We start from the raw sequence: 23,285 nt of genomic DNA, 5'->3' as shown, positions 1-23,285 counted from the left end.
CTTTCTAGGATTACAGTTGCTCAAATAGTAGGCTTTGGGGGTGTTCTGGAAAGTAGATACGGCTATAGACCTACGGTGCAGGGTAGCATTTGGTGAATAATATTTTTCCAAACTATAAATTATCGCTCAAATGCTTAGCCCCTAAATTATTTCACCCCTTTAACCGATGACCGATATCTCGCCGATAATACATACCCTCAAAGTTAATACATCTCATACCAACATATGCTTGAGCTAATGCTTGTTCAAAATTTTCTCCTGTACCAGTAACGTTTAATACTCGACCTCCATCGGTGAGCAATTGCTGATCCTGTAACTTAGTACCAGCATGAAATACAATTGCTCCTGCGGCTTGGGCTTCTGCAATTCCTGCGATCGCTTTACCTTTTTCATAAGTCCCAGGATAACCAAGTGCAGCAGCAACAACAGTAGCAGCTGCACCTTGTTTCCAAGCGATTGGTGGCATTTGTGCCAAGCGCTGTTCAATGCAGGCAAGCATTAACTCTTCTAACGGTGTTTCCAACAGTGGCAAAATCACTTGGGTTTCTGGATCACCGAACCGACAATTAAATTCTAAAACCTTAAAATCCCCATCAGGAGTAATCATCAATCCAGCATATAGTACACCTCGATAGTCAATATTCTTGGCTCTAAAAGCTGCGATCGCTTTCTCTAATACTTCTTTTTCAACTCGTGCCATTAACTCTGGCGTCGCAATAGGTGCTGGAGCATAAGCTCCCATACCACCTGTATTTTCTCCTGTATCACCCTCACCGATCCGTTTATGATCCTGAGCTGGCAACAATGACCTAATTGTCAACCCATCTGTTAAGGCTAAAACAGAGACTTCTTGACCAACTAAACACTCTTCAATAACGACAAATTTTCCAGCATTGCCAAACTGACCCCGAAAAATAGCTTCAATAGCTTCAATAGCTTGATCAAGTGTTTGAGCAACTGTCACACCTTTACCTGCTGCCAAGCCATCAGCTTTCACAACAATGGGTGCGCCATGATCCTTTACATAAGATTTAGCAGCAGATGCTTGCGTAAATACCGCAGCATTAGCTGTAGGAATTCCTACTTCCTGCATTAAAGCTTTTGCCCAGGCTTTACTCGCTTCTATTTGCGCCCCTGCCCTAGTTGGACCAAAAACCTTCAAGCCTTGTGAGTGCAGATAGTCTGATATACCCATAGCCAAAGGAACTTCTGGTCCGACTACAACCAGAGAAATTTTCTCTTTTTGAGCAAACTGACTTATACCCTCAAAGTCATCTATTCCTAAAGGCAAGTTTTGACACTGTGACATACTGGCTGTACCACCATTTCCTGGCACACATGTAACTTGCTCAATTTGCCTGGATTGCAATAGTTTCCAAGCAAGGGCGTGTTCCCGCCCTCCATTACCTACTACTAAAACTTTCACAGATTTCCTCTTGCGTCCCTTGAAGCACGAGCAGCCATTAAGGATTCTCGCGCTTCAATTTTTTCACCAATTCTAATACTTATGCAAGTCCAAAGAACAACCTGAAGTTAATAAGAGGAAAGGTAGAGGACAGTCCAAATGAAACAATTTTCACCGCCATGCATGAAAATGTGATAGTTTCGAGTTAAGCCTGAGACAAAGAGGTAGTCCTCATCGCAATTTCAACCTGTAATTGATGTATAAGTTTTGGCTGTCGCCATTCCACGACTTCAGCTACATACTCTTGTTGGGTTTTAGCTAAAATTTTATTTTCAAGTTAGAAGGTTTAAATTAAAAAAACCTCCTTTACATAGGGAGGTTATCTGCTGTGATGATTTGTGTCGAAATCTCAGAATTTGCCGCTCGCCAAACAGATGACAGCCAAAATAGCACTGATGATGTAGAAAACTGCTACTACTTGTAATTCAGACCAACCTGAAAGCTCAAGGTGATGGTGTAGTGGAGCCATTTTCAACAAACGTTTGCCTTTGCCATCAGGACCTTTTGTGGCTTTGTAGTAGCTGACTTGTACCATTACAGACAGGGTTTCTACAAAGAAAATACCGCTCAAAATGAATAGTGTCACTAGACTGTTAGTCAGCAATCCCACAGCCGCTAATGCTCCTCCCAGGGCGAGAGAACCAGTATCTCCCATGAAGACGCGAGCCGGGTTACGGTTGTGTGCCAAAAAGCCTAAGCAAGCACCACTCAAAGCAGCGCAGAAAACCATCAGTTCTGGTGAAGTGCAACCAATCAGCGCACCTAAGGCCAGCAATGCGATCGCTACTGTTCCTGCTGCCAATCCGTCAATACCATCTGTTAAGTTAGTAGCATTGCTCTCTGCTACTAATACAAAGCCTGCTAGAGGCCAGAACAGTAAGCCTAAAGGTAAAGAGAAGCCCAAAGGTAAAGCTAAATTTGTGATATTAGCAGGTTGATTAAAAAGCAGCCATAAACAGAAAAGAACCGCAAAGCCGATCTGTAGAAAAAGCTTCATCCGAGGGGAAATACCCTTGTTGGATTTACGGCGCAAAATTTGCCAATCGTCGAGCCAGCCAATTAATCCGTAACCTAACGTCAATCCCGAAACTGCCAACACATTTGTATTAAAGTTTGATAATATACAAGCAGCTATCAACCCAACAGGAACAAAAAAGATACCACCCATTGTCGGCGTACCTGCTTTTTTCAAGTGGGCTTGAGGGCCGTCTTCGCGAATTATTTGCCCTGTTTTCAGTGCTTGCAGCATTGGCACAACAAAAAAGCCCACGGCTGCTGATATGACAGCGCATAAAAGAAATGGCAAGGTGAGGGAAAAAGTGTTAGCCCACGGCAATCTATTTGCCATGCCATCCAAAACTAATGCTGTGACACTTAACCCTACACCTAAAACAGAAACTAAACCTATGCCAGAAATATTCAACCCCTGGTCAGGAGATAATTTAGCGTCCACGGTTGTTTCCCCTCACTCCACACTTGTACGACAGATGAACAATAGGGACTCGTTAAGATGTTGACTCTTTAGTCGTTACTGACTACTCTTCGTCTGGAACGATATCATCATCGTCATCAAAGTCATAATCGGCTATACCGTCATCACCACCCAAAAATTCCGAAATTTCTTCTTCGTTATCTTCACTAAAATCTGGCTCTTGGGTGTCACGCGCTATCAGACGACCACTATTTTGCAACCAATCCAAAATGGAGGACTCTTGCTTTAATGGTATTACAGCAGCACGTTGATTGCGAGGTTCTTCGCGTAATGGGGAATTTAGCATATTAGACTTAGGATACAAGGAGTGCCATCATAGCTTGACATTAAGAGTCTATCACTTGATACGGAAGATTTTAGTTGATCATTCAACGAGTTACTTCCAAAATCCGACAAAATTTTTTGTTTTTACTATCAATTTAAGTAAATAGTGACAGTAACTTTGTGATTAGGCATCTTGCAAAAGTAACAATTACAGTAAGTAATTTTGGGTAAAAGTTAAAGAGTAAGGGTAAAGGAAAAATTAATACCTTTAGTTGTTTGGCTTTTCTGTTTTCCTAGCTTCTGCAAAAAGCTTATTGATACAGTGCAATACACAAAAAAGATATTAACTTCTTGTTGTCCTTGATTGAGACTAATACTGTTTTAGGTGACAGGTGATGTTCACAAAAGCAACTTTATTACAAGCAATTGCTGGTAAAAATCGTGGTCTTTTGGCAAGCGAACAGGATAAGCAAGCTATTTTAGTCGCGATCGCCAACTTAGAAGACCTAAACCCCACACCGCGTCCGCTGGAAGCTGGTGATTTACTTGATGGCAATTGGCGACTTCTTTACACCACCAGCAAGGCTCTTTTGAATCTTGATCGCTTTCCTTTATATAAACTTGGAGAAATCTATCAGTGTATTCGTGTTAACACCAATAGCGTTTACAACATAGCTGAAATTTATGGTTTACCGCTACTTGAAGGTTTAATTAGCGTCGCTGCTAAATTTGAACCAGTTTCAGGGCGGCGTGTCCAAGTTAAATTTGAGCGATCAATAGTTGGCTTCCAACGTTTAATTAACTACAAGTCTCCTGAGAAATATATCCAACAAATAGAAGCTGGTCAGAAATTGACTGCGATTGATTTTTCTCTCAACAGCAACGAACAACAAGGCTGGTTGGATATCACTTATTTAGATAACGACTTACGAATTGGCAGGGGTAACGAGGGTAGTGTATTTGTTTTAACCAAAGCATAGGTTAACAAAAAATTTTTGTTTGCGACTGAAGGATATTCCATGATTAGGGGATTGTCAAGGAGGGTGTGACACCCCATTTGTTGGCAGGTGGGGAGGTGGGGAGGTGGGGAGGTGGGGGGAGTAGAGAAATTATTATCAACCACCAACCACCAACCACCAACACTTGACCATCGACCAATGACAAATAACTTAACAAAGCTTCTGCCAGAGGCGCTGTGATTGTACATTGAAATCAATTAGCCTTAATACGTTGGCAATTGATAATAAAAAGGGAACAAACTCATGGTTCAACGTGGTTCTAAAGTACGCATTCTCCGTCCAGAATCCTACTGGTTTCAGGATGTAGGCACTGTTGCATCTATCGAGCAAGGTGGTACTAGCAGATACCCAGTGATTGTCCGCTTTGATAAAGTGAATTATGCTGGCGTGAACACAAATAACTTTGCTCAAGACGAATTAGTAGAGGTTGAAGCGCCAAAGGCAAAAGCTAAAAAAGCCTAAGGGTTAGAAACCTCCAAAAAAACTTAATGGGGTGATTTTCGGGAGTAAAGCAGAGGGTAGAGAGTCAAGGATTTGATTCTATACTCACTGTTGACTACTCCCGATTTTAGTGTCTGCCAAAAAACCGCAGTACTTGTCACAATAAGCTTGTTGTCAATAATTAGCTTAGATGCCTGAGTTGCCTGAAGTTGAAACAGTCCGACGGGGTCTAAATCAATTGACCCTCAACCAAGAAATCACGGGTGGGGACGTACTGCTGCATCGGACGATCGCTTATCCGTTTTCAGTAGATGATTTTGTTACTGGTATCCAGGGAAATGCGATCGCTACTTGGCATCGTCGCGGTAAATATCTCCTCGCCGAACTTACTCTTCCTTTAATAGACAAGGGAGTGGAGGGACAAGGAGGACAACTTGGAGGAGAAATTGCTTCCTTGTCTTCCCCCACTCCCCCCACCAGTTACTTGGGCGTCCACCTACGTATGACGGGTCAACTACTGTGGCTACGCCAAGACGAACCATTACACAAGCACACGCGAGTCAGATTATTCTTTCAAGATGGGTGGGAATTGCGCTTTGTTGATCAGCGTACCTTTGGTCAAATGTGGTGGGTGTCAGCAAATCAAGCACCAGAAAGCATTATCACTGGTTTAGCAAAATTAGCAGCAGACCCCTTTTCATCAGAATTTACAGTTGAGTATCTAAGCGAGAAACTCAAAAACAGACGTCGCCCGATCAAAACCGCCTTATTAGATCAATCTGTAGTGGCAGGATTAGGTAATATATATGCCGATGAAGCCTTGTTTATGAGTGGCATACTACCAGAAACAATGTGTATAGATTTGCAGCGAGAGCAAATCGAAAAGCTGCGATCGCACATAATAAAAGTATTAGAAACTAGTATTGAAGCTGGTGGAATGACTTTTAGTAATTTCCTCAATGTTAAGGGCATTAACGGTAACTACGGTGGTGTAGCATGGGTTTATAATCGTGCTGGCGAACCCTGTCGTGTTTGCGGAACTGTAATTCAACGGACAAGATTAGCTGGTAGATCCAGTCATTTTTGTTTGCAGTGTCAACGTTAGGTGTTGGTGGTTGATTGTTGGTAGTTAATAGTTAGTGGTTGGTAGTTAATTGTTACAACACCCAAACAACAAACAACATCAACAAGATAAAATCCTGTAAAGCCATCGATACACTCAAGAGGGGAATTTATGCCTGTAAAACGTGGAGATATGGTTCGCGTGATTCGCGAGAAGTTAGAAAACAGCGTAGAAGCAAAAGCCAGTGATACTCGCTTTCCTGATTATATATTTGACAGTAAAGGCGAAATCGTAGATATCAAAGGTGATTATGCCTTTGTCAAGTTTGGGAAAGTACCAACACCAAATATTTGGTTGCGTTTAGATCAGCTTGAAGAGTTTAAGTAAAATTATCAGTAAAAAATTATGTATACTTCCCCTTCCTCCCAAATTCTGTGTTATTCACCCCGTGTCACCATTATTGGTGCTGGTAGAGTTGGCAGTACCCTTGCCCAACGCATTGCTGAAAAAAACCTTGCAGATGTGGTGTTACTGGATATCGTTCCGGGAATGCCCCAAGGACTAGCACTAGATTTGATGGAGGCGAGGGGAATTGAAATGCATAACCGTCAGATTATCGGTACTAATGACTATGCCGATACGACTGGTTCGGAGATAGTGGTAATTACGGCAGGGTTTCCCCGCAAACCAGGTATGAGTCGCGATGATTTGTTGCGGACAAATGCCAAGATTGTTGTGGAAGCGGCTAAGCAAGCGATCGCTCATTCTCCCGATGCCATATTTATTATCGTCACCAATCCTTTGGATGTGATGACATATTTAGCATGGCAAGCAACAGGATTACCACGCGATCGCATCATGGGTATGGCAGGCGTGTTAGACTCGGCCCGGTTTGAAACTTTCATTGCAATGGAACTGGGGGTATTACCACGTGATGTCAAGACGATGGTTCTCGGTAGCCACGGCGATTTGATGGTTCCCCTACCACGCTTTGCTACTGTAAATGGCATTCCGCTGACAGAATTGCTAGATCAAGCTACAATCGAACGCTTGGTAGAACGCACCCGCCACGGCGGTGCAGAAATTGTGGAATTAATGCAAACAGGCGGTGCGTTTTTCGCTCCGGCTTCTGCTACTTGCATGATGGTGGAATCGATTTTATTAAATCAGTCGCGTTTGTTACCTGTAACAGTAGCTCTTATGGGAGAATACGGTTTAGAAAATGTGGCGATCGGTGTTCCCTGTCGGTTGGGATGTGGTGGAATTGCCAGTGTATTAGAATTGGATCTTAGTGACGAGGAGATGGCAGCACTGCGTGTTTCAGCGGAGTCGGTGCGGCAAAATATTGCTTGGGCGCAGGAAATTTTGATGGTGTCTAATGCGACTAGTTAGATTTTCATTTGCTGGTATTTCTCAATGATTTTAAATCTCAAGAAAATTTCTTGAGATTTTTCAATATATACACTTATATTATAAGTTTTTATCAAGATTCGCCCACAGGTGGCGAACCCGCGCCTCCTCTGCCCTCTGCCCTCTGCCCTTCTTGATAAAAATAATAATGAGGACTCTTCGTAAAAAACGTAACGCCCTGCATCAATCACTGGCGGTATTTCGCTACAGTGGACGAGCGATCGCTTAGGCAATGGAACACTAGCCACTCTCTCACAATTATTCTTGCGACTTTAACCTTAGCAGCAGGTCTGTTACCAGCTGCTGTAGCTTACATAGGTAAGTTAATTGTCGATGCAGTTGTAGAGACGCAAAATTTCGCATCTCTAGATAATGTCAACAATTCTCATTTTTGGCCATTATTTAGAAGTGCGCGATCGCTAATTATCTGCTCATTTGGTCAGTAGAATCCCTGTCCTGGTGCGTTGACTTCTATCGGGGGAATGTATGAACTTTTTCCACCACCAAGACACTAAGACACTAAGTCGAATCCCAAAATTTTCACAGAATTAAAGATACAAGGTTGGAATGGCGATCGCTTTTAACACAATGCTCACGATGAACATAACTGTAATTGAGTTGCTGGTAAGTTGTACTAAACGTTTGACTATACAATCATTAATTACTACTTAAGAAGTATAAGAAGAGTAGTTGTGTTTGCTAGTTTTTTCGCAAAACCGAAATCCTTATATCCAATGAAGCAGCAAAATAAATTTAGGATTGTTTCTTAAGAAAGATGCTTTTTAAAGTATAAAATGAGCAAGCTTAAGTCATAACAGTAACTTCAATACAGGCAATGTTTTAGTGCTGTCTCATAAAGTAAAGATCTAATTTTTAACTGCTATGACTAATAATATGTCACCCAACAATGTCTGTAAATCTACTAGAAATCATCAAACTGTAGAAATTTCTCTGTTACTCGCAAACCTCAAAAATAATATTTGGTTTTGGGGTATTTTTTCTTGGATGTTTGGAGTCACCGATAGAGGTGTGGCTGCGTTTGCTGATGGTTATTTATCTCCGGTAGAGATTCTACAAATATGTGCAATCTCTTTTTTATTCTTGAGTTGGTTGTTTTTAAAGCCAGATGAAAGCTTGAATGATGATGAAGGTGTTTGTTCAAGTTATCAAACTGACTTAAGTCATTATCGCCATGAGGCATTATCCACAGTTAGAGATAGAATGCTTGAGTTGCAAAGGCAACATATGATCAGTCAGGCGTATACTCTACCTTTTCCCTATCTCTGCCAAATCTATCATCTGTTAAATTTAAAACATTTGGAAACTGTTCACAGCTTCAGTTTGAGTAATTTAAAGGTCGTTGATGTTAATTATGTTCAGGCTACAAACAATGGTGGAGTGCTAAAGTTTCAAACCGTATTAGCTGTATCAGGTGTCAATATTTTAAGAATTTGGAGACAGCCAATAGTTGAAGTAGATTTAATATTGCATACACCGTTTACTGTGGAATTGAGCATTCCAGTTTATAATAATAAAAGAATAATTGTTATGTTCAATGCTCTTCCCTTAAGTAGTAATGCCCATAAGTTTTTCGTAGATATTTACAGTGATCTAGGGTGGCCCAAGCCTGTAATGCAAATTATCTTACATTTTGCCTCTTGTCTGACACTGTATGAAGATTTACCCTATCTACGTGCACTTGCGAAAAGAAATATAGACCGTTTAATCAGCTTAAATAGGATTTCCCAACACGAAACAATGTGGCTATTTAGAAGATTCGTTGAATTGTATGGTTCGAGCATAGAACCGGCTGATAAATTAAAACTATTGAGTAGCCAAGAAGATAAATAAATAATCGTGCGATCGCGTTTTATCTGACAGGGTTAGACAGAGATGGGGGGATGGGATGATAGGGGATGGGGAGTGTGAGGAGTATGAGGAGTGTGAGGGGTATGAGGAGTAAGTATTAAACAACCGACCACTAACCACTAACAAACAACCAACAACTAACCACTATAGATACAATCGGAATGCAAGCAGAAATTGGTAAAGTTCTGCATTCTGGAGCGATCGCTAATGAAATTTATTTCCGAACCGTCGATACCTGTAAAAATTCAAAAGATGAAAGAACGGGTGCACTGGGGTAATGCAAGTATTGTCCAGCGCGGAATTGATCAAACTTGCATGGTGATCGATGATGGCAATTCGGATAATCCAGAATTTTCGTTTATGGTTATCGGCGATAGTGGGACAAAATCATATTACCAACACCACCCCCAGCGCCAAGTTGCAGAACTGATGCTACCGCACCAAGAGGAATGTAGTTTTGTCTTGCATACGGGTGATGTAATTTATATTGTTGGTTCCCACGAGTATTACCCCCGAAATTTTATCGAACCTTACCGGGAGTTTATCAAGGGTGGACAAAACTACAAGCGTATTCTCTACGATCGCATGGTTTTTAAAACTCCGATTCTACCAGTTCTGGGTAATCATGATTACTATGATGTACCGTTGATGTATCGGCTTCTAGCAGGAAGTACGTTACCACTACGCCGCTTGTTCCGCTACAAAGATATTGAAATTGGTTGGCATGGTTCCTATCAAGGAGATGCCTATGCACGGGCATTTTTGGATTATCTCAAAGCGTTCCATTCTAGAGAACAGTTAGAATTTCACCTCGACGAACACTACACCGCCAAAACAGACACGGGACGGTGTTTGCGCTACGAACCCGGACGTTTTACTCGTCTACCCAACCGTTATTACACTTTTCGCTACGGCGGGATTGACTTTTTCGCCCTTGACTCGAATACTTTTAACGCCCCATCACCGCTACCTGCAACTAAAGAAGGAGAAAGCAGTCGCCGTCAACTAGAGAAGCGCCGCCACGAGATTGAAAACGAAGAAATCCAAATTTTGGAAGCGTGCGATCGCCTCAACCCAGATAATCCTGAAGAAGCGGAAAGACTCGACGCCCTCAAAGCCAAGTTATATCAAATTGATGAAGTCAAAATAGACATCGAAAAACAACTCACATCTCACCACGAACCAGCCACCGACTTTGAACAATTGGAATGGTTTAAGCAAAGGCTAATTGCATCTTGGCATAGCCAAGAGGTACGGGGACGAGTAGTTTATTTTCACCATCCCCCCTATGTCACCGAGGCGAGTAAATGGCATCAAGCCCAAACTTTAGCAGTGCGTCGGCGTTTGCGTTGGGTATTTGATAGTGTGGCACAAACTCTTGGTTCGGCAACTCAGGGACGTCCCATTGTCGATTTAATTTTAAATGGTCATGCTCATTGCCTGGAATATCTCCGCACTGCCGACACTGGCTATGCTGACTCTCACCTCAATTGTATAGTCTGCGGTGGAAGTGGTCGTCGTCCCCGTCGTCAGCGAGAGGAAGGGACAGAGTTAATGGAGACTTTTGAGTATCTAGAAGGAAGTCCTATTCGTAAAATTGCGGATTCACTTTTATTTGTTGGTCGCAATGGATACGATATTTTCAAGCGGCTGCCATACTCATGTGTGCGAATTGACGTTAGAGGTGGCACTCCACCCAAGTTTGTTGTCAAACCACTGGTTGCTGAATGGTTTCAAGGAGAGTGGTTTAACAAGGTAATGGAACCATTTGAGATTTAACTAGAACACATGTTTATCTTCGAGGGCTAGAGTCCTTCAAAAAGCCAACTAAAATCTTGATGTTGGCGTGGCAAAAATCAAGTTTGGAAAAACGAACACCGATGAACACAGATGCACACTGATAATTCATCTGTGTACCCTGCGGGAAGCTGCGCTTGGGCGCGTCTACATCGGTGTGCATCTGTGTTCGTTATTATTAAATTTGGACACAGCCGCATTCATAACACATGCATCATCAACGAAAGTATAGTTTTTTATTTTTTATACTCCTTGCTTTAGTAATATTTTGGAGTTACTTACTTAGGCCTATAAATATAGCGATCGCAACTACGGTATCTTCTTCTGTTTACGAACAACGGCAATTACATAATCCAGATGGTATCGGTAAGTACTACATGGGTAGGGAAATCGCGAAAGTCATGGGACATACGGGTGCAGCTTGGCTAGAACGTCCCAGTCGCGAGACGGAAGAAAAGCCGAGTAAAATACTAGACGCCCTCCACCTCAAATCTACTGATGTAGTTGCCGATATTGGCGCGGGTACAGGTTATTTGAGTTTTCGCATTGCTCCCAAAGTACCACAGGGAAAAGTGCTAGCTGTAGATATTCAGCCAGAGATGCTGGATATTATCAATTTTTTCAAGCAGGAGCTAAATGTTACTAATGTGGAAGCAGTATTAGCAACTCCTACTAATCCCAACTTACCACCCGCAAGTGTTGATTTAGCTTTGATGGTGGATGCGTATCACGAATTTGAATATCCACGGGAAGTAATGCAAGCTATTGTGAAAGCGTTGAAACCTGACGGTAGGGTAGTGTTAGTTGAGTACCGGGGTGAAAATCCTTTGATTATGATTAAAGGCTTGCACAAAATGACTCAAAAGCAGGTGAAAAAAGAAATGCAAGCTGTTGGTTTGGTGTGGCGGGAGACTAAAAATTTGTTACCGCAGCAGCATTTGATGGTGTTTGCTAAGGGATGATATATTTTTTATCGAACACAGATGCACACAGATGGACACTGATGGATTTTTTGTGTGCTTTTTTGGTTGGAGAAGATGAATATATTTTTTTGTGATACCCGTTATTTGCCAGTTGCATCCTTCAAGAAGTCGGGGTTCTTGTTGTTAAGATGCAAGCATGTGTAACGCTGTCTTGTTTAAAACTGATATTTTTGTCATTATCATCTTTGATGTAACAAGAATCACCATTAAGGATAATTCATGAGAGTTTTGTGCACTCGTCCCAGAAGCGAAAACGAACCAGAACATATCAATGATATTGCTGATGAAATTCTCACGACAGAGCCTATAAAACAGCAATATCGACTTGTAAAAATTAACCCACCCCTCTATTTAGGGAACAAATTTTTCACCCTTGTCTCCCCACACTTTCCCATTCCCGTTCCTAAGACTCAATCTCCGCTAATTCTAACCACCGTTCTGTCGCTTGATCAATCGCTTGCTTGAGTGCTTCCACCTGTTCATACAACTTTTGCACCTGCGTATAATTCCCTGCGGGAACATTCGCCATTGCTTTTTCTGCTTCTGCTTTCTCGGCTTCTAATTGAGCAATTTTATCTTCCAACTGCTCAAACTCCCGCCTTTCCCAAGTTGATAAACGCTTTTTCTTAGCTGCTTCTTTGGCTTGACTCTCCGCTGGCTGTGTCTGTTGATTTTTTGGCTTTTCCTTTGGATTGATAGTAGCTTGTTGCTTTTCTTCTTCGGCTTTTTTGTAATCGAGGTAGACTGAGTAATTACCAGGATACTGGCGAATCACTCCCCCCTCTTCCAAAGCAAAGATAGTATCTACAGTCCGATCTAAAAAATAGCGATCGTGAGATACCACAATTACACAACCGTTAAAATCCTCTAAATATTCTTCTAGTACCGCCAAAGTCTGGACATCTAAATCATTAGTCGGTTCATCTAAAATCAAAACATTCGGCGCACTCATCAACACACGCAATAAGAACAACCGCCGTTTTTCCCCACCAGAAAGTTTATGAATAGGTGCATACTGCTGATTCCCCGGAAATAAAAATCTTTCCAACATTTGGGAAGCAGTGATTTTAGTACCGTCGGCTATTTTGACGTATTCCCCTTCTTCCTTAATATAATCAATCACGCGCTGATTTTCATTTAAAGCAGTCAGCAATTCTTCAGAATGCTGATCAAAATAGCCAATATGAATCGTCGCACCAATATCTACACTACCTGCATCTGGCTGCACCCGCCCAGTAATAATATCCATTAAAGTAGATTTACCCGCACCGTTACCACCAATAATACCAATCCGGTCTTCAGGACTAAATTCGTAGGTGAAATCTTTAATCAAAGTGTGATCGCCATACCCCTTTGAGATATTATTCAGTTTAATCACCTTCTTACCAATGCGACGGCTGGCTGTAGCAATATCTACTTTACCTTGAGCTTGTTTAAACTCCGTCGCTTGCATATCACGAATACGATCTATTCTCGCTTTTTGCTTTGTACTTCTAGCTTTTGGTCCCCTTTTCAGCCATTCCAACTCTCGCCGCAATATCCCTTGAAATTTACGCTGACTACTAACAGCACTTTCTTCTGCTTCGGCTTTCTTTTCCAGGTAGTATGAATAGTTGCCAGAATAGGTGTAAATATCACCTCTATCTATCTCAATAATCCGATTCGTGACCCGATCCAAAAAATAGCGATCGTGAGTTATCAATAAAAGTGCGCCACGATAACGGTGCAAATAACTTTGTAACCACTCCACCGAATTTGCATCTAGATGGTTTGTTGGTTCATCCATTAATAACAAATCTGGTTCTGATAACAAAGCTGTGGCTAAAGCAATACGCTTACGATAACCTCCAGATAAAGTCCCAACAGTAGCATTAAAATCCGTAATCCCTAATTTAGAAAGAATAATTTTAGCGTTGGTTTCCAACTCCCAAGCACCAGTCGCATCCATACGCTGCATCACCACCGAAAGACGCGACATGAGCTGATTATCTTCTGGATAGTGAGCCAGCTTATCAGATATTTCTTCATACTCACGCACCAAAGCCATATTTTCACCACTGTCAGCAAAAACTTGCTCTAAAACAGTGTGATTCTCATCTAAATCTGGCTGTTGGGGTAAATAAATAATCTTCGCACCAGAATTAACTAAAATTTGCCCTCCATCAATCGGTTCTAATCCAGCAATCATTTTTAATAGAGTTGATTTACCAGAACCATTAGTGCCAATTAAACCGACTTTATCATTAGCATCTAAACTAAAACTGGCATTCCTAAGAATCTCTTTAATACCAAAATCCTTTTGAACTGATTGTAGTGTGACTAAACTCATAATTTTTATTTCATAAACTTGGTGTCTTGGCGTCTTGGTGGTTAATAAAATTTTACTTAAACCACTAAGACACTAAGACACAAAGACAACTTGACTATTAAACAAATAAATCCAAGGGTAAATGACCGTACATCTCATTAATTCCCTCTGAAGAATATGATTGACAAGATACCAACACCCCGCGATGATGGCCAAAATAAGTATCAATATGACACACGCCATTTTTGCCGTTTAATTTGATATAAACAGACCCATCAATTTTAGGTAAATTTCTTGGTGGTTCATATCCTAACGCGAGGGAATAGGTTTTCATTGCCAGTATTCCTTCTTCTTCAGTGTCAGCGCAAATCCCTAAAATTTGATAATCAGATAATTTGGCAATTAAAAGTAAAGCCTCACGAATTAAAGATTTTTCTGATGGTTTGACTTGTGGTGCTATGTCTACACAGTTAAATTTATTGAGAACTTTTTTAGCTTCAGCAACTGTGAAATTAGTTTGATTTCTACTTGACATATATCGGTTTATTATCTGTGTTGATGTGCGCTTTCTTTGTAGGGAATTACCCTCTTGCCCAAGACAAGTTAAGGCTTAATCTTGTATATTACTCACATTGAAAAGGAAAGGAACACTATTTTGTGAGTCTTTACCAATTAACAGAACTTTCGGCATTTGAGCGCCGCTGTTCTTCCAAGTTTCAATTGCTTTTTTTTGCAAAACTAATTGCCCTCCTGGAGCTTTTAAAGTTTGCGCTAAAAGTCTTTGAGCTTCTGATTTGCCTTTAGCACGATTAATTTCTGCCTGTGCTTATTGTGCTATGTAAACAGCTTTTTCGCTCTTTGTTTAGCAATTTGTTTTTCCTCTAGTGTTATTGCAAATTCCGGAGAAAAAGTTAAGTTAACCACGCCAGTATCCAAAACTATTATTCCATATTTTTCTGAGCGTTGACCTAATGCAGTGTCAAAATCATCCTTAAGTTAGTTTCTTCTGGTAATAGACCAGAACAACAATTGCGATCGCTCACCGTCTTTCTAATATCCGCTATGCTGATCGTATCTACGTTATGGAATACGGACGATTTCTTGAGTCTGGAACTGATGAACAACTGTTAGAGCAAAACGAAGTTTATACAAGTCTCTGGTGTGTACAATCGGGTTTGAAGTAACCTAAAATCCAATATATCCAAAATCCAAAATTGACATGATATTCGGTACTACCCAACCAGAATCACCTAACAACCAATGGCGTCGCCAACTAGATCAATTTGTCAAAGTACATCAGCTAGAATTAGCAGCACTAGCTTGGGGTTTGTGGTTAGAAAATGGTGACACTCAGGGTACTATTGGTATTGATCTACAGCCTCAACCGCGATTTGTGTATTGTCCCAAAGAGGCGATCGAAAAATTAAATGAGAGTGTGGAAAATAGACTCCAGGAAGTCTTGGGAATCATAGAACATTATCAACCAGAAGTTGAAGTTGTCATGGTTGCTATTGGCAAAGAGCAAATCAAGCTGATCCATTATGAGCCACAACCAGCACCACCAGAATGTTTTGCAGAAGTCGGGAAAGATGTGGATAGTTTATTGAATATGTTGGAACAGGGTTTAAGTGAAGAATTGCAAGGGTAGAAGGGGTGATGGGGTGTGTGAAAAGTATAGAATAACCACTAACTACTAACTACTAACCGCGATTTTTCTTTGTGTCTTGGTGGTGAATCACGTTTGTTTTGAACTACCATATTCGTAATCAAAAATAAGCCCCTACAATCTTTATGAATGTAGGGGCTTATTTTTATTTGGTGGCGGGAAGTGGATTTGAACCACTGACCTTCGGGTTATGAGCCCGACGAGCTACCAGGCTGCTCTATCCCGCGTCGCTCCTTCTTCTCTACTATAACAGCAAAGACTAAAAATTGGCAACTATAAAAGTGATAATTCTCCAATGACTTCTAGACGCTTGTATTTACCGAGGTTCATAAACTTTTCTGATAAGGCTTGGGCAACGCTAGGACTAATCCAACCCATCTGCTGAAGCAAGTGAATGGCAGCAGCATATTTTGCCCGTTTGGCTCCATCTATAACTTTTATTGCCAGTCCCATACCTTCACCGAGTCTGCCTATACACTGCACTCCTTCCGCACCGGATTTACTTACGAGTTCTCCTGGAGTTAAACGCATCAGTTCGGTGTCAAATTCTCCATCTCCTGCCACCATCGTGGGATGATGAGTCATGGCTCGGACTATCCGCTCCATATCCAAATTACTGCGAGAAGCTAGCAGAGCATACAAATACCCCATTTGCGCCAGCTGCATGAGATATGTGGGTGCGCCGCAGTCATCATGAGCGCTGATAAATTCTTCAGCTGGCATTTTTAGCAATTCTGCTATTTTGGTAATAATCAGCTGCTGTACAGGGTGTTTGCGCTGTAAGTAGTTGTTTAAAGACCAATTACACTGTTGACATACGGCTAACATTCCGGCGTGTTTCCCAGAGCAGTTATATTCTAGGGGGCTACGCTTGCCTTCAGGAGTTGGACATTGCAATGCTGAGGGATCAATATCAGCCCGCCAGAGAATATTAAATACCTGACGGACTTGCTGAATTGTGCCTTTGTGGGAACTAGTGATGATTGCTAAGTCGCGATCGCTCAAATCATAGCGCTCTAGTGTCCCTGTAGTGGTGACAGCCAGAGCTTGAAATGGTTTGAGGGCAGAACGGACAAAGGTGGCGGTTTCAGCATTGCCAGCAACCGACAGCACCCGTCCCCGTTCGTCGCATACGACTGCTTGGACTATATGCTTTGATTCTATAATGCCTTCGCGCAGTAATCTAACTTCTAATGTGGCGGCTTGGGTTCGTTTTCCCATTGTCATGGGTAGTTATCTATGGTGATTTTGTTATATGTCATCATTTTGTTGGTAGTTGTTTGTTGTGTGTTGTTTTTTCTAACAACTAGCAACTATCAACCACCAACCAATGACTATTTAAATTAAGTGCCAAACTATCGTACCAACAACGAAGAACACAGCCAAGCCAGCGAAGGTAATTTGTAACCGTTTGATGATTGGTTTAATTTCATAGGTGACAATTAAGCGATCGCGATTGAGTACTTCTAACGGTTTTGTCCAGGTTTGACCGTCGTACCAGCCTGATTCTTCATAAAATATAATGGGACTGGCAAGGCGATCGCGCACATAAGACCAACCCAAATATAACCGTAACAGTACCAGTACGACACCAATACTTCCTCCGGCAGCACCACAGAGAACAAACTGGAGCGTGTACTTGTGTGGAGTAAAGCTTGCTGCTGCTACTGGAGCTGCGAGTACACAAGATAAACCCCATATCCAAGCTATTTTTCTGATGTAGTCACGCCAGTTTAAGGTGCAATCACTAAATAACCAAGAAGATTTCAACTCTTCGTACTCATTCAGTGGTTGTTGCTCAGTAGGAACCGGGCAGTTTGAGACTGAAGACTTGATCATGTTGATTTACCCCCCACCATCGTTGGATGTTGGAAACTCGACACGTTCTGCATGACCCCAAAAGGCTTCTAAATTATAAAACTCACGCTCTTTTGGCATCATAATGTGGACGATGACATCGCCGTAGTCTAGCACTACCCAAGTCCCTTCTGCTTTTCCTTCTACCCGTAAGGGACGTTTTTGCCACTCTTGTTGTACTTGATCTTCTACTGCTTCGGCGATCGCCCTGACTTGCACCCTGGAATAGCCGGTCATGAATGCAAAGTAGTCTGCTAGATAAGATACATCTGCTACTCTCAGTATTAAAATATCACCTGCTTTCCGGTCTGATGCTGCTTCAGCAATGGTTGCGACTACATTTTCACTGGTGTCATTAGTGTCAATTTGTGGGCTTGTGAGCGCACTTTTTTGGACAGTAAGTGATTGTAATGGAAAGTTGGCTTGGAAATAATCAGACATTAAACCTCAGCTGCTTCTTTGTTTATTGGCAAATTTTTACAATTACTGACAAATGAGCATTGAACTGCAACTGTATGAGCTGGTTTTTTTGAATACTAACAAAAAAAACGGCGGTCTATACAGTTGTTGTTATCACTGGCTGTTTAGTTTTCGACTTTTGTAAAAACCAATTGCGAGTGGCGACCGCGCGTGGATGAATCAGACTAGGACTTTCTAGCAAGAATTTGATTGTGTAATCGCAGGTTAACCAAACAGCCCGTTCGAGATTTGCAAAACTTGTTTTTCTTAAAGCTTGTAATTCAGCAGAGTCACCCCGTCCCGGCTCGAGAGTATCTGCTAAAAATACGATACAAGAGAGTGGACTCATGCCTGGTCTACCCAAAGTGTGATTGGCGATCGCTTGTAATACTTCTTCATCTTGTACACCAAAACTCTCTCTGGCGATGATGGCGCTGACATCTGCATGTAACAGATGGGGTGATGCTACCATCACCTCGTCTATTTCCAACCCAGCCAACTCTGCCATCTGCAAAAGTTTTTTGGATGGAAAATATTTTGCCAAATCATGCATTAGCCCAGCTGTGGCAGCTTTTTCTCTATCTAATTGATAATGTTGAGCTAATTCCACCGCCATCTGTTCGACTCTGAGAATGTGATTAATCCGTGAACTCGGAACGTTCTCAGCTAACCAGGCTAAGACTTTTTGGCGCATAATTCCTTGACACCTGAATCAGAATTGTGGCAATCAGACGAAGACTTGTGATCATATTGTAGCGAATCACGCCAGCCTCCACTTTCAGCACCAATAAGGCTAAGTGGCGCGCTATAAAAATAGACAAAAATAAATTGTCTGCAAAACTTGCTTACAGCAAAAAAATTATGTTATACTAGCGAAAGTGCGGACGTATAGCTCAGTTGGTTAGAGCGCTACGTTGACATCGTAGAGGTCACTGGTTCGAATCCAGTTACGTCCATATATTGTTTAGACATCCTCCCACTTACATAAGAAGTGGACTTACTGTAAATATTGGCGCGACTGCCTTAAGATGGTGCATTAATAGACCGCATGAGGCAAGAAAGAACACACAGATAAAAGAAGAGATTGATTTATTGCACTATTTTTGCTGTGTCGTTTCACTACGCATTCCTCACTTCTCCCAGCAATCAGAGATATTGTTTTCATTAACCCATATCTCAAGTTTTTACACAATTCATCTTGACTTTGATTCTTGAAAACTCTAAAGTTTTAACAAAAACAATTGCAATAAATTCGCATAATTACTGATAAAAATTCCTGGTGGAGAAAGATAATGAGACTCATGACAAAGGGTGTTTTGGGTGTAAGTGTCGCATCTGTTGCCCTTGCAGGTATGATTGCCAGTACATTTGGAGAGAAATCAGCGATCGCCAATCTAATTCCTGACCAAAAAGAGCAAACCTTACTTGCCCAAGGAAAAACCAATGAATTAGTGGTTATTTTTCCTAGTCGCTCTGACTCTACAGATTTGCAAAATAAAGCTAATGCCGTAGCTGCGTTTTTATCTAAACAATTAGGAGTTCCGGTCAAAGCACAGATCGGTGATGACACCGCAGCAGTAGAAGCTTTAAGAGCTAATCGTGCTGATATAGCTTTCTTGAGTAGCCGTCCAGCGTTGAAAGCAGAACAATTGGCAAATGCTCGGTTGTATTTAGCGGAAGTCCGCCCCACTTATTCAGGGAAATATACGTATAACTCCGTATTTGTTGTTCCCAAAAATAGCCCGCTGAAAACACAGTCTACAGCTAAAGCCACTTTGACACAATTGCGCGGCAAAAGAATGGCTTTCACTTCCCCCACTTCTGGCTCTGGGTTTATTTTCCCAACTGCTGAACTTGTGAAACAGGGACTTGTACCAAACCGCGATCGCTTAAATGATTTCTTCGGACAAGTTACCTACGGTGGTAACTACAGCAAAGCAATACAAGCTGTATTACGTGGTCAAGCGGATGTGGCTGCTGTCTCAGAGTATGCTCTTAACCCCCCCATATATTACAGAAGCAGAAAAGAATCAACTGCGAATTTTGCACAAAATCCCCGGTGTTCCTGCTCACGGCGTCGCTATTGATGATGATGTTCCCGTCGCTACCCGCAACAAAATCATCAATGCTATGCTGTTGTTGAATCAGCCACAAAACAACCAGTTGCTGCGTAATTTATATAACTCGACAGAATTGGTCAAAATTGACCACAACCAACACCTAGCACCTCTGCGTAATGCCCTGCAACTAGCAGGAATTCAACCGTAACAGAGTTAGTAGTTAGTAGTGAGTGGTTAGTAGTTTACTACTCCCCCCTCCCCACCTCCCCACCTCCTTCAACATGTCTCCTGCCATTGAGTGTCACAACTTAAAAACAGCATATTCACCATCATTACAACGTCCCATCCTAAATGGGATTAGTTGTCAGATTCATCATGGTGAGTTTGTGGCTTTGCTAGGACTTAATGGTGCGGGTAAGTCTACATTGCTGCGATCGCTTGTTGGACTAGTACCATTAGAACGAGGAAACATAAATATCAATGGTGTACAAGTTAATCCCCGCACTCTACCGCAAATCCGGCAGGATATTGGGATGTTATTTCAAGGTGGGGGGCTAATTCGTCAACTTCCGGCGATTGATAATGTTTTGTGTGGCAAGCTTGGTACACGTACAACTTGGCAAACATTATTTGGCTTTCCCAAACATGATCGCCGTCAAGCTTTGGAGATATTAGAACAGCTCGGTTTAAGAGCGCAAGCCTATCAAAAAACTAGTCAACTTAGCGGTGGACAACAACAACGGATAGCGATCGCTCGGGCTTTAATTCAATCTCCCCAGATACTCCTAGCCGATGAACCGATTACAGGTTTAGATGTCATGGCCTGTAAACAGGTGATGGATACTTTATCTCAATTACATTCCCAACAAGGCATAACCATTGTCACAGTTTTGCATGATTTGGGCATAGCAGCAGAATATGCCCAACGAGCGATCGTTTTGGATGCTGGACGTATTGTTTATGACGGTGTTTGTGAAAATTTGCAAGCCCAGTTTTCTGGGATGAGAGGGTAGGAGAGGAAGGAAGTAAGAGTTACATCTGTACTTGAAAATGGGTGTAGGGGTGTAGGAGAAGTCAAATTTTCATGTTTGGTTGTGTACCAACATTCGTGAATAGCTGATTTGAATTGAGACTATGGACGAGATTATTTTTTAGAAATCGAACACCGATAAACACAGATGAACACGGATGAACACAGACAGATTAACCGTTGGTGGCTGAGTGGTTGATGATGAAGAATTTTGCAAGTTTCCGGAAGCGTTTTGCTTGGCTGAGTCGCCTACTGATATTCTGCCTGGTGGTAGCAATTTATGCTTGGGCATTACAGGGTTTGAAGGTAGATTTTGAACTCCTCAAGAATAGTTGGCCTTACATTACTGATTTTATTTCCAGATTATTTCCACCAGATCCAGCTGTATTAGATATTGCTATTCAAGCATTAGTTGAAACAATACAGATGTCTTTGTGGGGAACTACTTTAGGGGCTATTCTTTCTTTACCAATTGCGATCGCTAGCGCCCGTAATGTCGCCCCTGTTTGGTTGCAATGGTTGGCTAATTTCCTCCAAAATATAGTGCGTTCGGTTCCTTCGATTATTTTGGGCTTAATTTTTGTCGCAGCAACTGGATTGGGCGCACCTGCTGGGACTTTGGCTTTAAGTATCTATACAATTGGCTATCTGGCAAAGTTTTATCAACAAGCGATCGAAGCAGTGGACTCTCGTTCTATAGAATTTTTGCAAGTAACGGGAGCATCAAGATTACAAGTAGCGCAATACGGCATTTTACCCCAAGTCTTGCCCTTGGGTTTAGGGTATACATTGTGGATGTTTGAGTACAATATCCGCGCTGCTTCTGTGTTAGGTGTCGTGGGAGCAGGGGGTATTGGCTTTCAGTTGAAAAGTTATATAGATGGCTTTGAATACAACAAAGCAACAACGATGATGTTGGTGTTGTTGGTAGTTGTTACTGTTATAGATTTGTTAAGTAGTCAGTTACGTAAACGCCTTGATTCAATGTAGATAGTAGTTGGTGGTTGGTTGTTGATTGTTGGTTGTGTGAGCGCTCCCAAAGGTCAGAGTCGGTAAATGGGAATTTATCGAGTGATCGCACAGCCATTCCTAGTAACAAACGTAAAATTTGAGGTTCAAAACCCGAACATTCTCGCTTCAAGTCTAAACCTTCTCATTTTCAACCTCAAAGTTCTCACTTCATACCCGAACATTCTCATTTCAAATTATTTTCCTATTCCCTGATCCCCTAATAGAAGTGTCAAATTATCGGAACACTAACTGAAATCACTGAATCTGTGGTTACTATTGGTTACGATTATTTGGATTTCATTATATAAATTGGCTCAGGTGTAAATGTTTGTCGGCTTTCGTAAAAATAATATTATTGTTTCTGTGGGTGTCAGCCTCACTTTACTGCTGATTGGTTGTAATGACAGCAAAGCCTCTCAATGTCAGCGACTAATCAAGACTGTGAATGACGGAAATTCTTTAGTAGAGATAAATAAGGGTACTCAGGTTGCAACAAGCTTAAAACTGGCTAAGGATTTGCAAGCAGCCACCGAAAAAATTGAGCAACTAAATTTACAAGACCCTAAACTGAAAGAATACCAAACTCGGTTTGTCAAAGTATTTACAACACTTAGTCAAAATATCAACAAAGCAGGTAAAGCACTTAACACTGCAAAGTCAGCAGAAGCTTCAACATCTGGTAGAAAACAAATACAAACAGCAAGAAGTGAAATTGACAATGCGCTGAAAGCAGCTGAGATTGCTGCTAAACAATTAGATGTGTTAGGGACACAGGTAAATAAATATTGTAGTCAGCCTGAATAAGGAACTTCTAAATAAAAATATCTAATTGCAGGGGCCAACATTGAGCCGCGTCAAGCAAAGAACGGTACAAGTAAACGCCCGGATTTAGTACAGCGTACTCGCACGCCAGATGTGCTGTTCCAAGCTCATTCAGCTACCTTGGGTTTGCAATTTTACAACGGACAAACTTTTCCTGAAAAATATCGCAATGGCGCTTTTGTTGCGTTTCGTGGTTCTTGGAATCGCGATCGCAGCACTAGTTACAAAGTTGTTTTTGTTCCCTTTAATACTCAAGGGCGACCTCGGTG

21 protein-coding genes, 2 tRNA genes and 4 pseudogenes are annotated in these 23,285 nt (G+C 41.6%); 16 read left to right on the top strand and 11 right to left on the bottom strand.

Annotation, left to right across the window (positions count from 1 at the left end; genetic code table 11):
• Window positions 1–151: 151 nt before the first annotated feature.
• The 3 genes from purD to UYK_RS0102495 all read right to left on the bottom strand — a co-directional run bounded on the left by purD (window position 152) and on the right by UYK_RS0102495 (window position 3,243).
• Entirely contained in the window at window positions 152–1,426 is a 1,275-nt protein-coding gene (gene purD, locus UYK_RS0102505) for a phosphoribosylamine--glycine ligase (protein WP_009455628.1), read from the bottom strand.
• Window positions 1,427–1,814: 388 nt separating this feature from the next.
• Entirely contained in the window at window positions 1,815–2,918 is a 1,104-nt protein-coding gene (gene mraY / locus UYK_RS0102500; RefSeq protein WP_009455627.1) for a phospho-N-acetylmuramoyl-pentapeptide-transferase, read from the bottom strand.
• 82 nt (window positions 2,919–3,000) lie between these two features.
• Window positions 3,001–3,243 carry a DUF3134 domain-containing protein gene (locus UYK_RS0102495; RefSeq protein ID WP_009455626.1) on the bottom strand — a complete coding sequence of 81 codons (243 nt, stop codon included), beginning with the start codon at window positions 3,241–3,243 and terminating at the stop codon, window positions 3,001–3,003.
• Window positions 3,244–3,616: 373 nt separating this feature from the next.
• On the opposite strand from UYK_RS0102495, the gene UYK_RS0102490 reads away from it, so the two are divergent.
• The 9 genes and pseudogenes from UYK_RS0102490 (at window position 3,617) to UYK_RS0102455 (ending at window position 11,782) form a co-directional block, all read left to right on the top strand.
• Window positions 3,617–4,201 (top strand): PAP/fibrillin family protein, encoded by a 585-nt coding sequence (locus tag UYK_RS0102490; RefSeq protein ID WP_009455625.1) that lies wholly within the window; start codon window positions 3,617–3,619, stop codon window positions 4,199–4,201.
• A 282-nt stretch (window positions 4,202–4,483) separates the two neighbouring features.
• Window positions 4,484–4,702, top strand: coding sequence for a photosystem I reaction center subunit IV (locus tag UYK_RS0102485; RefSeq protein WP_009455623.1), 219 nt, complete (start codon window positions 4,484–4,486; stop codon window positions 4,700–4,702).
• A 169-nt stretch (window positions 4,703–4,871) separates the two neighbouring features.
• A complete protein-coding gene (locus UYK_RS0102480; protein WP_009455622.1) occupies window positions 4,872–5,786 on the top strand; it encodes a DNA-formamidopyrimidine glycosylase in 915 nt (304 codons plus the stop codon).
• A 129-nt stretch (window positions 5,787–5,915) separates the two neighbouring features.
• On the top strand, window positions 5,916–6,131 hold the full coding sequence (ndhO, locus tag UYK_RS0102475) for an NAD(P)H-quinone oxidoreductase subunit O (protein WP_009455621.1): 216 nt from the start codon (window positions 5,916–5,918) through the stop codon (window positions 6,129–6,131).
• Between the two features lie 18 nt (window positions 6,132–6,149).
• Window positions 6,150–7,136, top strand: a complete 987-nt coding sequence (mdh, locus tag UYK_RS0102470; RefSeq protein ID WP_009455620.1) for a malate dehydrogenase — start codon at window positions 6,150–6,152, stop codon at window positions 7,134–7,136.
• A gap of 166 nt (window positions 7,137–7,302) precedes the next feature.
• A pseudogene (locus tag UYK_RS24765) lies at window positions 7,303–7,540 on the top strand (ABC transporter ATP-binding protein); the annotation flags it as partial.
• A 496-nt stretch (window positions 7,541–8,036) separates the two neighbouring features.
• Window positions 8,037–9,005, top strand: coding sequence for a hypothetical protein (locus UYK_RS0102465; RefSeq protein ID WP_026086339.1), 969 nt, complete (start codon window positions 8,037–8,039; stop codon window positions 9,003–9,005).
• A gap of 225 nt (window positions 9,006–9,230) precedes the next feature.
• Entirely contained in the window at window positions 9,231–10,802 is a 1,572-nt protein-coding gene (locus tag UYK_RS0102460; protein WP_009455618.1) for a metallophosphoesterase family protein, read from the top strand.
• A gap of 227 nt (window positions 10,803–11,029) precedes the next feature.
• Window positions 11,030–11,782 carry a class I SAM-dependent methyltransferase gene (locus UYK_RS0102455; RefSeq protein WP_009455617.1) on the top strand — a complete coding sequence of 251 codons (753 nt, stop codon included), beginning with the start codon at window positions 11,030–11,032 and terminating at the stop codon, window positions 11,780–11,782.
• A gap of 424 nt (window positions 11,783–12,206) precedes the next feature.
• Here UYK_RS0102455 and UYK_RS0102450 read toward each other — a convergent pair whose 3' ends face one another.
• The 3 genes and pseudogenes from UYK_RS0102450 to UYK_RS27090 form a co-directional block, all read right to left on the bottom strand.
• Window positions 12,207–14,132 (bottom strand): ABC transporter ATP-binding protein, encoded by a 1,926-nt coding sequence (locus UYK_RS0102450; protein ID WP_009455615.1) that lies wholly within the window; start codon window positions 14,130–14,132, stop codon window positions 12,207–12,209.
• 97 nt (window positions 14,133–14,229) lie between these two features.
• Window positions 14,230–14,646, bottom strand: coding sequence for a DUF1824 family protein (locus tag UYK_RS0102445; RefSeq protein ID WP_009455614.1), 417 nt, complete (start codon window positions 14,644–14,646; stop codon window positions 14,230–14,232).
• A 75-nt stretch (window positions 14,647–14,721) separates the two neighbouring features.
• Window positions 14,722–15,107, bottom strand: a pseudogene (locus UYK_RS27090) (SPFH domain-containing protein); the annotation flags it as partial.
• A 223-nt stretch (window positions 15,108–15,330) separates the two neighbouring features.
• Between UYK_RS27090 and ccmS the strand changes: the two are divergent.
• A complete protein-coding gene (ccmS, locus tag UYK_RS0102440; RefSeq protein ID WP_009455613.1) occupies window positions 15,331–15,759 on the top strand; it encodes a beta-carboxysome assembly chaperone CcmS in 429 nt (142 codons plus the stop codon).
• A gap of 168 nt (window positions 15,760–15,927) precedes the next feature.
• Here ccmS and UYK_RS0102435 read toward each other — a convergent pair.
• The 5 genes from UYK_RS0102435 to yqeK form a co-directional block, all read right to left on the bottom strand.
• Window positions 15,928–16,004, bottom strand: a tRNA-Met gene (locus tag UYK_RS0102435).
• A gap of 46 nt (window positions 16,005–16,050) precedes the next feature.
• Window positions 16,051–17,004 (bottom strand): asparaginase, encoded by a 954-nt coding sequence (locus tag UYK_RS0102430; RefSeq protein WP_009455612.1) that lies wholly within the window; start codon window positions 17,002–17,004, stop codon window positions 16,051–16,053.
• A gap of 111 nt (window positions 17,005–17,115) precedes the next feature.
• Entirely contained in the window at window positions 17,116–17,616 is a 501-nt protein-coding gene (locus UYK_RS0102425) for a CGLD27 family protein (protein WP_009455607.1), read from the bottom strand.
• A 6-nt stretch (window positions 17,617–17,622) separates the two neighbouring features.
• Window positions 17,623–18,075: a ribosome silencing factor gene (gene rsfS, locus UYK_RS0102420; RefSeq protein ID WP_016870846.1), complete on the bottom strand. Its 453-nt coding sequence runs from the start codon at window positions 18,073–18,075 to the stop codon at window positions 17,623–17,625.
• A gap of 115 nt (window positions 18,076–18,190) precedes the next feature.
• Window positions 18,191–18,787, bottom strand: a complete 597-nt coding sequence (gene yqeK, locus UYK_RS0102415) for a bis(5'-nucleosyl)-tetraphosphatase (symmetrical) YqeK (protein WP_009455592.1) — start codon at window positions 18,785–18,787, stop codon at window positions 18,191–18,193.
• 188 nt (window positions 18,788–18,975) lie between these two features.
• On the opposite strand from yqeK, the gene UYK_RS0102410 reads away from it, so the two are divergent.
• The 6 genes and pseudogenes from UYK_RS0102410 to UYK_RS24755 form a co-directional block, all read left to right on the top strand.
• Window positions 18,976–19,049, top strand: a tRNA-Val gene (locus UYK_RS0102410).
• 336 nt (window positions 19,050–19,385) lie between these two features.
• A pseudogene (locus UYK_RS23975) lies at window positions 19,386–20,361 on the top strand (phosphate/phosphite/phosphonate ABC transporter substrate-binding protein).
• Between the two features lie 73 nt (window positions 20,362–20,434).
• The gene (locus UYK_RS0102400; RefSeq protein WP_016870845.1) at window positions 20,435–21,166 is read left to right on the top strand and encodes a phosphonate ABC transporter ATP-binding protein; all 732 of its coding nucleotides are present in this window, start codon (window positions 20,435–20,437) and stop codon (window positions 21,164–21,166) included.
• 218 nt (window positions 21,167–21,384) lie between these two features.
• Window positions 21,385–22,173: a phosphonate ABC transporter, permease protein PhnE gene (gene phnE, locus UYK_RS0102395; RefSeq protein ID WP_016870844.1), complete on the top strand. Its 789-nt coding sequence runs from the start codon at window positions 21,385–21,387 to the stop codon at window positions 22,171–22,173.
• Between the two features lie 345 nt (window positions 22,174–22,518).
• Window positions 22,519–22,998: a hypothetical protein gene (locus UYK_RS0102390; RefSeq protein ID WP_009455585.1), complete on the top strand. Its 480-nt coding sequence runs from the start codon at window positions 22,519–22,521 to the stop codon at window positions 22,996–22,998.
• A 36-nt stretch (window positions 22,999–23,034) separates the two neighbouring features.
• Window positions 23,035–23,283, top strand: a pseudogene (locus tag UYK_RS24755) (PQQ-dependent sugar dehydrogenase); the annotation flags it as partial.
• Window positions 23,284–23,285 lie beyond the last annotated feature (2 nt).

The sequence above is a fragment of the Fischerella thermalis PCC 7521 genome, from assembly GCF_000317225.1.
Lineage (GTDB): Bacteria > Cyanobacteriota > Cyanobacteriia > Cyanobacteriales > Nostocaceae > Fischerella > Fischerella thermalis.
Note: the sequence above shows the minus strand (reverse complement) of the source record. Positions and strands in the feature narration are given on the sequence as shown.

What these genes read in the sequence shown, in the direction of transcription:
- UYK_RS0102495 (WP_009455626.1), bottom strand. Translation starts at nt 3,243, where the DNA reads ATGCTAAATTCCCCATTACGCGAAGAACCTCGCAATCAACGTGCTGCT.
- UYK_RS0102490 (WP_009455625.1), top strand. Translation starts at nt 3,617, where the DNA reads ATGTTCACAAAAGCAACTTTATTACAAGCAATTGCTGGTAAAAATCGT.
- UYK_RS0102485 (WP_009455623.1), top strand. Translation starts at nt 4,484, where the DNA reads ATGGTTCAACGTGGTTCTAAAGTACGCATTCTCCGTCCAGAATCCTAC.
- UYK_RS0102480 (WP_009455622.1), top strand. Translation starts at nt 4,872, where the DNA reads ATGCCTGAGTTGCCTGAAGTTGAAACAGTCCGACGGGGTCTAAATCAA.
- ndhO (WP_009455621.1), top strand. Translation starts at nt 5,916, where the DNA reads ATGCCTGTAAAACGTGGAGATATGGTTCGCGTGATTCGCGAGAAGTTA.
- mdh (WP_009455620.1), top strand. Translation starts at nt 6,150, where the DNA reads ATGTATACTTCCCCTTCCTCCCAAATTCTGTGTTATTCACCCCGTGTC.
- UYK_RS0102465 (WP_026086339.1), top strand. Translation starts at nt 8,037, where the DNA reads ATGACTAATAATATGTCACCCAACAATGTCTGTAAATCTACTAGAAAT.
- UYK_RS0102460 (WP_009455618.1), top strand. Translation starts at nt 9,231, where the DNA reads ATGAAATTTATTTCCGAACCGTCGATACCTGTAAAAATTCAAAAGATG.
- UYK_RS0102455 (WP_009455617.1), top strand. Translation starts at nt 11,030, where the DNA reads ATGCATCATCAACGAAAGTATAGTTTTTTATTTTTTATACTCCTTGCT.
- UYK_RS0102450 (WP_009455615.1), bottom strand. Translation starts at nt 14,132, where the DNA reads ATGAGTTTAGTCACACTACAATCAGTTCAAAAGGATTTTGGTATTAAA.
- UYK_RS0102445 (WP_009455614.1), bottom strand. Translation starts at nt 14,646, where the DNA reads ATGTCAAGTAGAAATCAAACTAATTTCACAGTTGCTGAAGCTAAAAAA.
- ccmS (WP_009455613.1), top strand. Translation starts at nt 15,331, where the DNA reads ATGATATTCGGTACTACCCAACCAGAATCACCTAACAACCAATGGCGT.
- UYK_RS0102430 (WP_009455612.1), bottom strand. Translation starts at nt 17,004, where the DNA reads ATGACAATGGGAAAACGAACCCAAGCCGCCACATTAGAAGTTAGATTA.
- UYK_RS0102425 (WP_009455607.1), bottom strand. Translation starts at nt 17,616, where the DNA reads ATGATCAAGTCTTCAGTCTCAAACTGCCCGGTTCCTACTGAGCAACAA.
- rsfS (WP_016870846.1), bottom strand. Translation starts at nt 18,075, where the DNA reads ATGTCTGATTATTTCCAAGCCAACTTTCCATTACAATCACTTACTGTC.
- yqeK (WP_009455592.1), bottom strand. Translation starts at nt 18,787, where the DNA reads ATGCGCCAAAAAGTCTTAGCCTGGTTAGCTGAGAACGTTCCGAGTTCA.
- UYK_RS0102400 (WP_016870845.1), top strand. Translation starts at nt 20,435, where the DNA reads ATGTCTCCTGCCATTGAGTGTCACAACTTAAAAACAGCATATTCACCA.
- phnE (WP_016870844.1), top strand. Translation starts at nt 21,385, where the DNA reads ATGAAGAATTTTGCAAGTTTCCGGAAGCGTTTTGCTTGGCTGAGTCGC.
- UYK_RS0102390 (WP_009455585.1), top strand. Translation starts at nt 22,519, where the DNA reads ATGTTTGTCGGCTTTCGTAAAAATAATATTATTGTTTCTGTGGGTGTC.